This is a genomic window from Rothia sp. SCPM-O-B-18226 (M350), assembly GCF_058213595.1.
Genome location: NZ_JBYQJS010000001.1, coordinates 321,621 through 336,679, shown reverse-complemented (window position 1 = coordinate 336,679; position 15,059 = coordinate 321,621). Strand labels below are relative to the sequence as shown.

10 protein-coding genes are annotated in these 15,059 nt (G+C 61.6%); 6 read left to right on the top strand and 4 right to left on the bottom strand.

The genetic code is table 11. The features are described 5' to 3' along the window. Positions 1–291: 291 nt before the first annotated feature. From AC3E6W_RS01475 to AC3E6W_RS01450, 6 genes are all read left to right on the top strand, one after another. Positions 292–1,401 carry an asparaginase gene (locus tag AC3E6W_RS01475; protein WP_049343176.1) on the top strand — a complete coding sequence of 370 codons (1,110 nt, stop codon included), beginning with the start codon at positions 292–294 and terminating at the stop codon, positions 1,399–1,401. 2 nt (positions 1,402–1,403) lie between these two features. Continuing rightward, positions 1,404–1,829, top strand: coding sequence for a sterol carrier family protein (locus tag AC3E6W_RS01470; RefSeq protein WP_490652162.1), 426 nt, complete (start codon positions 1,404–1,406; stop codon positions 1,827–1,829). Between the two features lie 240 nt (positions 1,830–2,069). Next, positions 2,070–3,821 carry an amidophosphoribosyltransferase gene (gene purF / locus AC3E6W_RS01465; protein WP_049331605.1) on the top strand — a complete coding sequence of 584 codons (1,752 nt, stop codon included), beginning with the start codon at positions 2,070–2,072 and terminating at the stop codon, positions 3,819–3,821. After that, entirely contained in the window at positions 3,821–4,966 is a 1,146-nt protein-coding gene (gene purM / locus AC3E6W_RS01460) for a phosphoribosylformylglycinamidine cyclo-ligase (RefSeq protein WP_060824316.1), read from the top strand. Before purF ends, purM begins: the two co-directional genes overlap by 1 nt. Positions 4,967–5,611: 645 nt before the next feature. Next, on the top strand, positions 5,612–7,588 hold the full coding sequence (locus AC3E6W_RS01455) for a S8 family serine peptidase (RefSeq protein WP_490652161.1): 1,977 nt from the start codon (positions 5,612–5,614) through the stop codon (positions 7,586–7,588). Between the two features lie 639 nt (positions 7,589–8,227). Further along, positions 8,228–9,931: a S8 family peptidase gene (locus AC3E6W_RS01450; protein WP_490652160.1), complete on the top strand. Its 1,704-nt coding sequence runs from the start codon at positions 8,228–8,230 to the stop codon at positions 9,929–9,931. Positions 9,932–10,158: 227 nt separating this feature from the next. Here AC3E6W_RS01450 and AC3E6W_RS01445 read toward each other — a convergent pair whose 3' ends face one another. The 4 genes from AC3E6W_RS01445 to AC3E6W_RS01430 form a co-directional block, all read right to left on the bottom strand. After that, entirely contained in the window at positions 10,159–11,352 is a 1,194-nt protein-coding gene (locus AC3E6W_RS01445; RefSeq protein WP_490652159.1) for a glycosyltransferase, read from the bottom strand. Next, on the bottom strand, positions 11,349–12,419 hold the full coding sequence (locus AC3E6W_RS01440; RefSeq protein WP_490652158.1) for a phosphodiester glycosidase family protein: 1,071 nt from the start codon (positions 12,417–12,419) through the stop codon (positions 11,349–11,351). Before AC3E6W_RS01440 ends, AC3E6W_RS01445 begins: the two co-directional genes overlap by 4 nt. A 309-nt stretch (positions 12,420–12,728) precedes the next feature. After that, positions 12,729–12,938, bottom strand: coding sequence for a DUF3073 domain-containing protein (locus AC3E6W_RS01435; protein ID WP_049331591.1), 210 nt, complete (start codon positions 12,936–12,938; stop codon positions 12,729–12,731). Positions 12,939–13,289: 351 nt separating this feature from the next. Further along, positions 13,290–15,029, bottom strand: a complete 1,740-nt coding sequence (locus AC3E6W_RS01430; protein ID WP_490652157.1) for a carbohydrate-binding domain-containing protein — start codon at positions 15,027–15,029, stop codon at positions 13,290–13,292. Between the last annotated feature and the right edge of the window lie 30 nt (positions 15,030–15,059).

The following is a 15,059-nucleotide window of genomic DNA, read 5'->3' as shown; positions in this document are numbered from 1 at the left end:
CATGAGGCGGTACGTCGAGGCGCCGGAATGGTTCGTCGGGCGTCGATCGTGGTCGGTCCTATGCGGTGCTGGGTTTTTCGGTTCGTGCGGGCTGTGCCTCGCTCACTTACCTTAGTCTTACCCGTTGCGCTTGAGCACACTTCAATTATAAAAATGAGTTACTCATAACTTCAACTCGCAGTAAACGTGAATCTCTTCACACGGCTCTCCCTCGACCGCACCAGCCCATCCTAGCTCCGCGCCACCAGACACAAATAGGGTCAAGCCGCACACCCCGTTTAAACTAGAAGAATGACCAACAGCACCACCCCACAGGCAACCACTCACACCACCGACCACAGCAGCGCCTTCGACGTAGAACTCGCGCAGCTCACCCGCAACAACTTCATTGAGGCACGCCACCGCGGCCGCCTCATCCTGCTGGGCCCCGACGGCGATGTGCAGCTTGCCCTCGGCGACATTCACGAGCCCTTCTACCTGCGCTCCGCAGCCAAACCGCTGCAGGCCATCGGATCCATGAAGGCGGGCGCACCCCTGCGCGGCTCCCAGGTCGCCATCGCCTGCGGCTCGCACCGCGGCACCTTCGAGCAGATGCGCGCCGTGCAGGACGTACTCACCCAGGGCAGCACCGAAACCAACCCGCTCACCCCGGCAAACCTGGCGCTCAAACCCACGCTCCCCTCCGACAAGCAGGCACGCCAGGCAATGGTTCAGGCGAACCTTGCCGCTACTGCCCTGGCGCATCCCTGCTCCGGCAAGCACGCCGCATTCCTGTGGGCATGCACCGCCAAGCTTGAGCGCGGCGATCTCGAAGAGGGCTCGCAGAACTGGACTCTGCACAACTACCTCAACCCCGCCCACCCGCTACAGCAGGTCATCACCGAAGAAATTGAGGCCTTCACCGGCGAGCCGGTAGCCGCCATCGGCGTTGACGGCTGCGGCGCACCCGTGCACGCCGTCTCCCTGACCGGTGCCGCACGCGCCTACTCGACCCTGGGCTCGGCAATCCGCAACCTCGGGGCGGATGCGCGCGCCTCCACGGTCGCCACCGCCATGGTGGACTACCCCGAACTGATTCAGGCACCCGGCTCCCCCGACACCGTGCTCAGCGAAGAACTGGACGCAATCGTCAAGGGCGGCGCGGAGGGCGTGCTCTGCATTGGTCTGCGTTCGGGCGCTTCCGTGGTGGTGAAGATGAGCGACGGTTCGCACCGCGCCATGTACGCCGTGGCTCTGCGTGCTCTCGTTGCTGGCGGCTACCTGAGCACCGAGGAATGCGAGCGCCTACTCGCGCTGGTGGTTCGCCCGGTGACCGGTGGCTACGTGGACGGCAAGCCGGTTGTGGTGGGCGAGATTCGCGTGCACGAGGAGCTTTTTACTGAAGCCCCGGAGGGAAAGTAGCCGTGGCCATTCGACGCAAGACGAGCGAGGAGGCGGGCGTGGCGGCGGTCCGCGAGGTGCGCGCGCTCTTCGCTTCCTTTGATTCTGAGCCTTCCGAGACCGCACTCGTACCCGTCGAAATAGAACAGGCGTTTGCCGCGCTCCCCCGTTCGGTGCGTGCGACCTTCGTGCGCTTCACTCTGGAAGAGCTGGCAACCCTCGCCCCCGGCAATAGCGTGGAGGTGCGCGTGCCCCCGCTGGGTGTGACTCAGTGTATTGCTGGCCCCCGCCATACGCGCGGTACCCCGCCGTCCGTGGTGGAGGCGCGTCCACTCGTGTGGGCGGCGCTGGTTCTGGGTGCCTGTTCGTGGGCGCAGGCGGTGAGTGCCGGTGCGCTGGATGCGTCGGGTGAGCGTAGTGACCTTTCGGGTTTGTTGCCGCTCTTCTAGAATTCGCTACGAGCTCACAGGTCCACGCAGTTTTCGTGATTTGGCGTGTTTGGTGCCTGTTCTAGTGGTCCATCCTGAGGTATTTAGCGCATCTTTCACCGCATCGGCTCCGAAACCCGGTACACTTTTAAAGGTCTGGTGTATGCTACGGCACACACAGGCAGGTGTGAGTGCGGCAACACGCCCTAATCTTGCGCTTGCACAGACGCATCCGCAGTCCCATCGTCGAAAAGAAGTGAATTGATTCGCCCCGACGGAAAACTCACTCACGACCTCGATCCAATTGACCACGGCCCCAAGGACGCCTGCGGCGTCTTCGGTGTCTGGGCACCCGGCGAGGACGTGGCAAAGCTAACCTACTACGGCCTGTACGCACTCCAGCACCGCGGCCAGGAATCAGCAGGTATCGCAACCAGTAACGGCAAACGCATCCACGTGTACAAAGATATGGGACTGGTCTCCCAGGTCTTTGACGAAGCCACCCTCAGTTCCATGCCCGGCGACCACGCTATCGGCCACGCCCGATACTCCACCACCGGCGCATCCCACTGGGCTAACGCGCAGCCGACTCTCGGTACCACCCCGCACGGCACGCTCTGCCTGGCGCACAACGGTAACCTCACCAACTCGGCAGACCTCTACGAGCGTCTGATTGAAAAGAACGGCGGCAAGCCCCCCAAGCACGGCGAACTCGCCCAGGGCAACACCACCGACACCGCACTCGTCACCGCCCTGCTGGCGGAGCACGACTTCGACTCCCTCGAAGAAGCAGCACTCGACCTATTGCCGACCCTTCGCGGTGCTTTCTGCCTCACCTTCATGGATGAGCACACCCTCTACGCTGCACGCGACCCGCAGGGTGTACGCCCCCTCGTGCTCGGTCGTCTGGAGCGTGGCTGGGTTGTCGCATCCGAAACCGCGGCACTTGATATTGTCGGTGCGTCCTTCGTGCGTGAAGTGGAGCCCGGCGAGCTCATCACCATTGATGAGAACGGTCTGCGTTCCCAGCGTTTCGCAAAAGCTAAGCCCGCCGGCTGCGTCTTCGAGTACGTTTACCTGGCCCGCCCTGACACCTCCATCGCCGGCCGCAGCGTCTACGAATCCCGCGTAGAAATGGGCCGTCAGCTTGCCCGCGAACACGCTGTTGAAGCTGACCTGGTCATGCCCACTCCCGAATCCGGTGTTCCGGCTGCTATTGGTTACGCCGAAGAGTCCGGCATTCCCTACGGTAACGGCCTGGTCAAGAACGCCTACGTGGGCCGAACCTTCATTCAGCCCTCGCAGACTATCCGCCAGCTCGGTATTCGACTCAAGCTGAACCCACTCAAGTCTGTGGTTGCAGGTAAGCGCCTCGTCGTTATTGACGACTCCATTGTTCGCGGTAACACTCAGCGTGCCCTCGTGCGTATGCTCCGTGAGGCCGGCGCGAAGGAAGTGCACGTGCGCATCTCCTCCCCGCCCGTGAAGTGGCCTTGCTTCTACGGTATTGACTTCGCCTCCCGTGCGGAGCTGATTGCGAACGGTCTGTCCGTGGACGAAATCGCGTCCTCCCTGGGTGCCGATTCGCTCGGCTTCATCTCTCAGGACGGCATGATGGCAGCCACCGAGCAGCCCGCCGAAAACATGTGCACCGCATGCTTCACCGGCAAATACCCGATTGAGTTGCCGAGCGAGGAACGACGCGGCAAGTCCCTCTTCGACTCCTCGGAGAAGGGCAAGGGCGGACCCCTCGCCGGTAAGGCAGCTGAGGTGACCGTGGAGCGCCCCGTCCCCTCCAAGCCTGAGCATGCTGAGGCCGTTTCGATTGACACCCGCGAAGGCACCGAAACTCTCGAAACGAAGTTCGATCCCTCCGCAGTACAGGTTGCCGCAGACGACGCCGGTATGGGCATGTGCAGCCCCGGCCCCGACGCCGATCTCGAGGGCCTGCTGACCGAGGCGGACCGCATCCCCGCAAGCTCCTCCGCTACCGCTACCCCGAAGGAATCCTAATGAGCGAGAACACCACCACCGTAACCTACGCGAGCGCAGGTGTTGACGTTGAGGCTGGCGATCGCGCCGTTGAGCTGATGAAGGGCGCTATCAAGGCGACCCACAACTCCTCCGTTGTTGGTGGCGTGGGCGGCTTCGCGGGCCTGTACGACGTCTCCGAACTCGTCAAGTACCGCAAGCCCTACCTGGCCACCTCCACCGACGGCGTGGGCACCAAGGTTGCCATTGCTCAGGCCCTGGATATTCACGACACCATCGGTTACGACCTGGTTGGCATGGTTGTAGACGATATCGTGGTTTGTGGCGCCAAGCCCCTGTTCATGACCGACTACATTGCCACCGGCAAGGTCGTTCCCGAGCGCATCGCCGATATCGTGCGCGGTATCGCTGGCGCATGTGCACAGGCCGGTACCGCCCTGGTCGGCGGCGAGACCGCCGAGCACCCCGGCCTGCTGGCCGAGGACGAGTACGATGTCGCCGGTGCCGCAACCGGTCTGGTTGAAGCGGACGAGCTGCTCGGCCCGGACCGTGTGCGCGAGGGTGACGTGCTGATTGCCATGGCCTCCTCTGGTATTCACTCCAACGGCTACTCCCTGGTCCGCAAGGTCCTGAACGTGGCCGGCTGGGGCCTGGAGCGTCAGGTGGACGAGCTGGGCCGCACCATCGGTGAAGAGCTGCTCGAACCCACCCGCGTGTACGCGGCAGACTGCCTGGACCTGGCGGCAGCATTCCCCGTCAACGGTGAGGACGGCACCACCGGTAGCGGTGTGCGCGGCTTCTCCCACGTGACCGGCGGCGGTCTGGCTGCTAACCTGGCTCGCGTTCTGCCCCAGGGTCTGGAGGGTCGCGTGGACCGCTCCACCTGGCAGATCCCTGCGATTTTCTCCCTGATTGGTTCGCTGGGCAACGTGCCCCTTGCCGACCTGGAGCGCACCCTGAACCTGGGCGTGGGCATGATCGCTATCGTTGACCCCTCCGTGGCTGAGGCTGCTACCAAGCGCCTGAACGACCGCGGTATCCCCTCCTGGATTATGGGTGATGTTGTTGCTGCCGGCGAGCCCGAGGCTAACAACCCCGATTACGTTCAGGGCGCTAAGGGCGTGGACGGCGGCGCGGTTCGCCTGCTAGGCTCTTACGCCTCCTAACGTACTTGAGCGGTCATGAGACCGTACCAAAGGGCCGGGGTGGCTCCACTCGTGTGGGACCACCCCGGCCCTCTGTGTACCGGCCCTCTGTGTACCGGCCCCTCCTGTACTTTGGGTCTCCTGTACTTTGGGCATTCCACCATTTTGGCTTCCCCTGGGAATCCCCCCTATTTTCGAGGCACTCTTAGTTTTACTTCACGTTCTTTTAATTCTCTTTATTTTAATGACAAGAACATTTTCTCTGCATTAAAGTGCTTACACTATAGTGCTAATAAGCGCCCGGGTTCGAATCGGGACTCTGCACCACCCACCTATTGAGCGCTTAACTTTCAACCTTAAGCTCAGAATTCCTTCAGCCGCGGGCAGGCTATTCCATTCCACAAGGAAAAATTCACATCTTGATATAAAAAATATAGTAGAGATATACCTCAATCTCTTCTTTAGGTGATAGCTTAATGAGGTACCTTTATACGCCATCCAAAAGATATGCGCGATTCCATGCTTCTTAGCGCATCGACGGAAAATCTTTTCCTGCGTTCCTCGGTTTACGTCGCTTAGCAATACCTAGCCGTAGACGAAAAACGCAGGACGGCTCCGGTACACACCACACTATCCGCGTACTCTCAACTCATCAGGAGATTTCTCATGAAGCTCCACTGGCCCGTGCCCTCAGCTGGCCACTCCACAGCGTCACACAGAGCCAACCATCCCACCGTCATGAAACCCTTCCGCGCAGGCTTCGCCCTGCTGGCCACAGGCTCCCTCATCTTCGGCGGCAACCTTCCTGCAGCCCTTGCGCAGGCGCCCCACGAGGATGCCGCTCAGGCCGACCAGGCCGAGGCTGCCGCTCCTGCCTCCCCCTTTAGCGTTCCCACCAACGCGGGATCGCCCCAGGGTGCTCCGCGAAGTGCCGCTCCCGGTTCCCTTCCCCAGCAGAAGTTTGACCAGTTCATCGTCACCTACACCGACGATGCAAAGCAGCGAGCCGAGGAGCGTAGCGGAGATGCCGAGGTGGCCGGAGGAGTAACCCCCGGTGACCTGGACAGCGGCATCCAGCAGACCATCGACTCCTCCGCGGCTTCCCTCGAAACCAGCGGCGGGGTTGTCCGCACCACCACCTCCAACGACGCAATTGTCCAGACCTCCAAGAAGCTGGACAAGCAACAGGCCCAGGAGTTCATGGACCGCTTGGCTTCCAACCCCAACGTGGCCTCCGTGGAGCCCGACTACGTCAACTACCCGGCGGTCGAAAGCACCTTCGTCTTCAACGACCCCCTGTATTCCAAGCAGTGGAACCTCACCAACCCCACCGTCGGCATCGGCAACACCGGCAACGCGCGCCTGTATCGCGGCCTGAAGACGACCGTTGCGGTGATTGATACCGGTTACACCCGCCACCCCGAGCTCATCCACTCTCTAGTGCCGGGTTACGACTTCATTAGCAATCCGGTGAGCGGCCGCGACGGCAATGGCCGCGACGCCGACCCCACCGACGAGGGCGATCAGGCTCCCTTCAACCTCTGCGGCGACATGCAGAACGCGCAGATTTCAACCTGGCACGGCACGCACGTTGCCGGCATCATCGCCGCACGCGGCCAGAACCGCCAGGGTATTGCGGGTGTCTCTGACTTGGCCGCCATCCAGCCGATTCGCGTGCTCGGTCGATGCGGTGGTCAGACCTCGGACATCGCCGACGCCATCATGTGGGCGGCGGGCGGTCACATCAACGGCGTTCCCGATAATAAGCATCCCGCACAGATTATCAACCTGTCCCTGGGCGGCGTTCGAGCATGCCCCAACGCCTACCAGAAGGCCATTAATTTCGCGCTCTCTAAGGGCGCTATCGTGGTCGCAGCCGCCGGCAACGCCGGGATTGATGCCTCGCAGTTTGCTCCGGCCAATTGCAAGGGCGTCATCGCGGTGGGTAACAGCACCAAGAACGGCACCCGCGCATCGGACTCGAACTACGGCAAGACCGTTACCGTCTCTGCCCCGGGTACCGATATCCTCTCTCTGGGTATTGACAGCATCAACCGCCCCAACGGCAAGTACAACTACGTCTACAGGAGCGGCACCTCCATGGCGGCACCGCACGTGTCCGGTATCCTGGCTCAGCAGTTTGTGAACGGCGCAAACGTCAGCCGCCAGAAGGTCTACAGCTCCGCTTTCAACGCCGCGGCCAACCCGATTAAGTGCGACAAGGGCTACTGCGGACGCGGTATCATCAGTAGCCGTAAGATTGCTCAGTACGTAGGCAACCTGGACGCGCAGGGCAAGATGTCCTTTAGCCGCCCGCGCACCATTTACACCTCCAGGGTAATTACCTCCGCCCACCGCACGGCCCTGTCCGATATTGATGCGCAGGATACCTCCGTTGAGGTTCAGGGTGGGCAGGCCCCGGATAGCGCCGAAGAGCCGGCTACGATGACCAACGATAACGCAGAGGCCATCAACCCCGATGCCGTCTCGGCCGACGCGGATTCCTCCGAGGAATCCGGCACCCAGTCGCAGGAGGCGAACGACCTGAGCGACGACGGGGACTCCCAGCAGGATGGGGACTACACGATGACTTCCCCCGTGCAGAAGCCCCGTGAGACCGGCGAGCTCACCCTGGTGAGCTAAGCCCCGCCCACATCGGGCGGGCTCTACCTTCTGGACGAGCACTTTAAGCGCTTCATCCCGCAAGCCCGGTTGGGCATCAGGCGGGGCTCGGTGAAGAATCCTTCACCGAGCCCCGCCTTTTGCGACCTAACACCCCGCGCTCTCGGTGCTCTCGGTCCCCTCATGCCACGACCCATCAGGTGGTGTTCATGCACTACCCGGCGGGATGGTGTTTGCGATAATGCGATACTTTATTCCTAAAATATCAATTCTGCTATGCAACTATTTATGCCGGGCTGAGGAATATCTAAATCTTTACTTTAATCTCTCAATATTGTCTTGACTAGGCAATTCTTTATTTTTATCCCAAAATCAAAAAAATACATTAGCTGTGCCACATTCCCGGTTTTTGGAGCTTTGCCATGAGGGAAAGGTGCTAGGATAGCAATATCTCACCGCATAAACCGCTTCCGAAACAAACTCCTCCAGGGACTTAGAAAACATTGCACATTAATGCAGTAATGTGCATTTTTCTTTCCGTTACCGCACTGCCAACGCGGCACACAAAGAAATATAAATGTTTTCCGAAAAGTGCATTTATGTGAGTGGGTCATCCTCACCAACTGCCGCTTCCGGCACTCACATATGCAAAGGACCCCGATGTCTTTTACCACTCATCCCTCCTCGCACCGCATCGCACGCGTCGCACTGAGCATGGGAACCGCCGCAGCACTCGTGGCCTCCCTGGGCGCACCCGCAACCTTCGCGGCTCCCGCCCAGACCAGCAACGCAGCTCGCGCCGCAGCACACACGACCATCTCCTCCCTCAGCTCCGATCAGCAGAAGGCAGGTTTCAACCGCTTCGTCATCACCTACACCGATGACGCGTTGAACGCCGGAGGCATCAACTGGGCAAGCCCCGCGGGCACCCATGTTGCCACCTGGAGCGATTCTCTCTACTCCGGCATCACCGCCGATGTGCAGAAGATCGACGACCTGCTCAATGTCAAAACCAACTACGTGCGCACCACCTCCCAGAAGGCAACCGTGGTGACCACTTCTTCCAAGCTCACCGCAGAGCAGGCGGAGAAGTACATGGCGGCGCTGAGCTCCAACACCTCCGTCGCCTCCGTCGAGCCCGACCTGATGCGCCGCTCCAGCGCGCGCCGCCAGGCCACCAGCACCCTGGCCAAGGCCGCAAGCGCTTCGAAGAACCAGGCGGCCGTCACCCCGAATGACACCCTGTACCCCCAGCAGTGGAACCTACACGACGCTAAGGGCATCTCCGCTCCCGAGGCCTGGGCCACCACCCAGGGCTCCGGCGTGACCGTTGCTGTGATTGACTCCGGCATCGTCAAGCACCCGGACCTCGACGCGAACGTTCTGCCCGGCTACGACTTCATCACCGAGCCCTCCATCGCCCGTGACGGCAACGGCCGCGACGCCGACCCCACCGACCAGGGTAACTGGGAAGAAGCCGGCGTCTGCGCCGCTGGCTCTGAGGCCTCCGAGTCCAACTGGCACGGCACCCATGTGGCCGGTTCCATCGCCGCAATCATGAACAACAAGCGCGGCATCGCGGGCGTGGCTCCCAACGCCAAGATTCTGCCCCTGCGCGCCCTGGGCATGTGCGGCGGCTACGACTCCGATATCGCGGATGCCATGGTGTGGGCCGCGGGCGGCACCGTTGAAGGCGTGCCCGCCAACACCCACCCCGCCCAGATCATCAACCTCTCCCTCGGTGGCGAGGGTACCTGCCCCGCGACATACTCCAAGGCCATTGCCGAGGTGAATAAGCGTGGTGCCATTCTGGTGGTTGCCGCCGGTAACGACGATCAGGACACCTCCAAGATTGCCCCCGCAAACTGCGGCGGTTCGATCGTGGTTGGCTCCACGAATCAGAAGGGTCAGCGCAGCGATTTCTCCAACTACGGCAAGATCGTTGATGTGAGCGCCCCCGGCGACGGCATCATGTCTACCGTGGACCTCGGCACCACCGTATCCACCGGTGCCGGCTACACCGAGTACGACGGCACCTCCATGGCGGCTCCCCAGGTGGCCGGCATCATCGCCCTGATGAAGTCCGTGGACCCCTCGCTGACCGCTGATCGTGCAAAGCAGGTTCTCAAGCAGAGCGCAAAGCCGCTGACCTGCGATGTGAACGCATGCGGTGCGGGCATCGCGAACGCCGCGAGCGCTCTGGAGGTCCTGCAGGGCAAGAACGTCACCCCGGCGCACCCCAAGCCCAAGCGTGCACCGAAGTACCCGACCCGTGCGGCTCGCACCGGTTACGTGACCAACCCGACCACGAATCACAACCCGCCGTTCCTGATCACCCCGCACGGCCTGATTCCCGGTCAGTAATTCGGTGAGCTCTCACCCCTCAGTCTTCCGGCGGCGTTAGCCGTGGGAAACCTCAAAGAATGACAATCGCAAAGCCCCCGCCGGGTACGTCCCGGTGGGGGCTTTGCGTGAACAGAACGCTGCCGCAATCGGTGCTGCAGCTTGCTTCTCCCACCCACCCTCACGACTGACAGGTGGGAGAAATCTTGGGGTACGCCCCTAGCGAGCTGGACGCTAGGGTAGACGAGCTAGGGGCGTACCTGGGAGGCGCGCACACCGGTACGGATACCGGTTGCCTCCACGCGAGCGGACTCGTAGCTGACCGCACGCAGACCCGAGGGTGCGTTGGTTGCCGTTGTCTTTTCTCGCGGGTTTTCCTGACGCTGGGTGGGTAGAAAAACCCAGCGGCGCTGGACCGCGAAGCTGACCGGAATAAGGATCAGCTCGGTCAGGATTTTGGCGACCAGCAGGGATACACCCAGGCCGGTCAGGGTTTCCATCAGAGCCGCGTTGGCTGCGAGGATACCCACCGCCAGCACGGTGTAACGTACCAGCGAGGAGGATGCCGAGGGGCGTGCGCCTCCGTCGTGCATGAGCATTCGGTTGACGGTGAAGTTCGTCAGCGCCGAGATGACGCGGGCACCAATCACGGCTGCCAGCAGCGGAACGCCCAAGCCCACCAGGACGAAGAGGGCGATAGCATCCACCAGGAAGCCGGTCACAAACGAGGACGCCAGGAAGGCAAGCAGCGGTGCGTAAATCAGCGCCGAGTCCTGCAGAGGCCTAAAGTGGCTGGTCGGGTTGCCCGGCTCGTAGACCTTCACGATGGGTACCTGCACCAACTCCACGTCTGCGCGGGTTGCGCGCAGCAGCATGGAGAACTCGTACTCGTACTTATCTCCGGGAATCTGCAGCAGCCAGTCCAGGATCTGCGGGGTGAAGCCGCGCAGACCGGTCTGGGTGTCTGCCACGCGGGCGCCGGTCGCCAGGGCGAAGAAGCCTACGGTTGCGCTGTTGCCAATTTTGGAGCGTAGCGGCACCTTCGTGCCTTCTTCGCCGGCGTTCGGGTCGGGCTTGGTACGCACGCCGAGGATGATGCTCCGTTGCCCTGCCACCGCGGCGGTTTCGGTGCGCACACCCACTCGGAAGATATCTTGGGGTAGGTGCTGGCCGTCCGCATCCGCGGTCACGAGAATTTCGCCGGGGCGATTGGTCCGCGCCCACTCGATGCCGGTGCGCAGGGCCGCACCCTTGCCTCGGTTGACGGGGTGGGTCTGAACGATGGCCCCATCCAGGTGCAGCTCGGCAAAAATTGGCGCATAGGTGCTACCGGATCCATCGTCGATAACGAGGATCTCTGCGCTCGCGTCTTGCGCCTTTAGAGCGTGCGCAAGACGGACAAGAGACTGGTCAGGCTTATATGCGGGAATTAGAATAATCATGATGCGCTCCCGGCAATGTAGAGAATGTCGCTGGTTCCACGCTCCTTCGTGCCACCCTGGGGGCGGTTGACCAGCTGGTTGTTGAAGACCATGGCGGAGGAGCCACCACCGTCCAGGTTGTAGGCGCTCACGCACCCCAGGTCCTTGAACATCTGCGCGAACTCGGTCATGGTCACGCCGCGCGAATAGTTGGTGGAACGGCCATCGACCACGATGAAGACCAGGTGGTTGGCGCCGAGCACACCCACACCGGTTCGAGGCTGGTTACCCTGAATCGAGTGGTTACCGAAGTTGGTGTCCACCTCAACGCTGTCGATGCCATCCACGATGGCGGAATCCTTCACCAGGGCCGGGCCGAAGGAGAGGGTGTTCCACACACCCTCGTTGACGAGGGTCTGGGCGTTGGTTGCGGTTTCGTCGTAGAGCTTGACGGAGCCGTCGCGGTAGAAGGCGAGGCCTTCACGTGCACCGGAGTCACGGTAGACAACACCGTTTCGGATCACGATGCCGGTGGTACGGAAGCCGTAGTAGTCGCCGTTAATGGCCCAGATACCGTTGTGCTCCGAGGCGATATTCGAGGGGGTATCAATGATGTTCTGACCGAACTTGTTGTTCGCAAAGGCGCTACGCAGCAGGGTCGCGTTATCGAGCTTGATGTCCGCGACGAAGGAAACAACCGCGTCGGAGCCGCTACCGGTGGTGGTGGAGGTGATGGTAATCGAGCCTTCGTTAGCGGTGAGGCTCTGGCCATCGATTTTCACCCCGGTCAGTTCGCTAGGGCTTGCGGTGGCGGAGCCGGATGCCGAGGCGTTCGCCTGGGCCGCGGCCGCCTCGTAGGCGGTGGTGTCTTCGATCTCGGTGTGCTCTGCCAGGTAGCGGTTGTAGGCCCAGCCCGCGCCGCCGCCAACAACGGCGAGCGCGCCGAGGCCGCCTCCGATAAAGATACGGCGGGTGAGCTTCTTCTTGGCGAACTTCTGTTCTACTGCGGCTTGCTCTGCGGCGGTTTGTTCTGCCGCGGCCTGGGTGGTCTGGTTGCTGTTCTGAGTCATGTTCTGTTCGTTATTCATGACTCTAGATTGCCCGTGTACTCTCAGCGCCAGGCATGACTAAGCTGTGCCTCAGCTATGTATGCTTATTCAGCCGAAATTATTTTATGCAGGGGTGTTCCGTCTTTCGAGGCCTCCGGCTGAGCGGTCTCCTTCGTGTTTTTCTCGGTTACGCGTCCCCTTATCCGCGCTCCTCCCGGGGCTCGCCCTCTCGGCTTGGGGTATTGAGGGCACGAAAAAACCGGCTGAGCACCCCGTGCGGGGCCTCAAGCCGGTTCATCATCTGTAGAATACGCTCGGTCGATACCTACCGAATCATTCCGCGTATCCCTATGCCTCATCCTCGTAGGAAGCGTACTTTTCAGCGTATGCCGAGTAGTCGTCCTCGTCGTCATAGCGGCGGCGGGACGAATCGGAGGACTTGGTATTCTTCGCGCTGCTGAGCTCACGCTCGAGAGCGCTGTAGTCGGTCTCGGGGCTGAAGTACTTCATCTCCCGAGCCTGCCTTGTTGCTTTAGCCTTCTGACGGCCGCGCCCCATGGCGTGACCCCCTCTTTCATCCTGTCCGAAGCTACGGGCGTGCGGGGCACGCCCTCCCTCGGATCGTTCTACAGTCTTTACTACACTATAGAGTACCCTGTTTTGACGTTCAATGTCGCGCTCTGCAACACGTATTTTACGGAGCGGAGCACCCCTATGCACCAGAACATCCGTTTTATTTTTCTCGCTCTCGGCTCTCCACGCACGGAACCCCGCGTCGAAGGCATACTCAGCTTCGAAGCGGGGTTCGTGTCTCTCGAGCGGCTCACTCACAAGACCGGCATCGAGAGAATCAGCCGCACCGGTCATGACCTCCGGCGCGGGGTCTATGGGATTCCCAAGTTCCGGGCCCTAGCTTGCGGTGAAACTACCCAGCGAGGTGGCGTTCGAGGCCACGGAAGTGCTGGAGGCATCCACGCTATCGGTCGTGGTGTACACCGTGTAGCTCTGGCCCTTGGTGATATTGGCACTGGAAACCAGGATCAGTGCGGTGTTGGAGTTGGTCACCTTGTAGTTGGCCACCACCTTACCCGAGGAATCGGCCACCTGAATGGTCGTGCCGCTGCTGACATTCGACAGATTCGTCAGCTTCACGTAGCCGCTGGTGGAGGAGGATGCGGGCGCCTCGAACATGTCGCCGGAGTTACCCGCAACCACGGTCGTACCGTTGAGCAGCAGGTCGCCGTTGGTATCCAGCGAGGTGTTACCGCCCGTGAACGGGCCGTTCACGACCAGGGTGCCACCCGAGAGGGTTGCCGTACCGTTAGAGTCGATGCCGTCGCCGTTCGCGTTCACGGTGACAGTACCACCGGCAATGTTGATGGTCGCGTCGACAACCTCGAAGGTGCCGCCGCCACCGCCCATGCCACCGCCGCCACCGGCCGGGGGCTGACCCATGTTACCGGAGGGCGCCTGGCCACCTGCCGGGGGCTGACCGCCCTGACCGCCCTGCGCTGCATTACCCTGTGCCGACTGGCCGCTCTGGGTATTCTGCGCGGTCTGGTTGCTCTGCGCGGTCTGGTTGCTCTGGGCAGTCTGGTTGCTCTGCGTAGTGGAGCTCGACGTCGACTCGGTGCTGGATGAGCTGGAGGTGCTGTACGAGGCGTTGATGCCGTCATCGGAACTGGTCACGTTCACGGTACCGTCCAGGATGTTGATGTACTGCGCCTCGATACCCTCGTTCGACTCGGTGATGTTCAGGGTACCGCCCGAAATCTCCAGCACGCGCTCGGCCTTGAAGCCGTCGTCACCTGCAGAGATGTTCACGGTACCGCCGCCCAGGCGTACCCAGCCGCGGTTGCCGTCGGTGTCGTTAGTTGCCTTGATGCCGTCCTTGGTTGCGGTCACGGTTACGGTACCGTCCAGGATATCGACGTAATCCTTACCCTTGATGCCGGTGTTCGCGGCGGTCACCTCCAGGGTGCCGGAGGCACTGACCAGGCCGTCCGTGGTGTGGATACCCTCTTCGTACTTGCCCTCAACCTTCAGGGTGCCTTCGCCCGCCAGGGTCAGGTCGCTCTTGGAGTAGATGGCTGCGTCGGGGCTGCCGCTGGCGGTATCGGAGTAGGAGGAGCCGTCAGAGACGGTGTTCGTGCTACCCGAGGCGGTGTAGATAACGACCTCGTCTGCCTCAACCACGTTGATAGCCGCGCCGGTGGAGTTGGTGATAGTCGCGTTATCCAGGATCAGGCGGACCATGTCACTGTCGGCTGCCTCAACCTTGACCTGGCCGCTATAGGTGCCGCTCAGGCGGTAGTTACCCGCCTTGGTGATGGTGATGACGCCATCGCTGACGGTCACGCCGTCGGTCGCGGTCGGGTTAGAAAGATCGATGGTGACCTCGCTGGAGGAATCCCAGGTCAGATCCTTCGCGGAGTAGTGGGTGTCCTCGGCGAGCTTCGCGCCGCTCTTCACGTCGGTGGAGAAGGAATCGGCGGTCTTCGACTTGGTGTCGGAATCGCTCGAGGTGGAGGTGCTGATGGCGCTCGTCGCGCTGGTGTTCGATGCCGAGGTTGCCGAGCAGCCGGTCAGGGCCAGGGCCGCCAGGAGGGTAATGGAGGTTGCGCTCTTAATCATATTGCTCTTTTTCACGGGTTTTCCTTTGTGTTTGGGTGACCACTC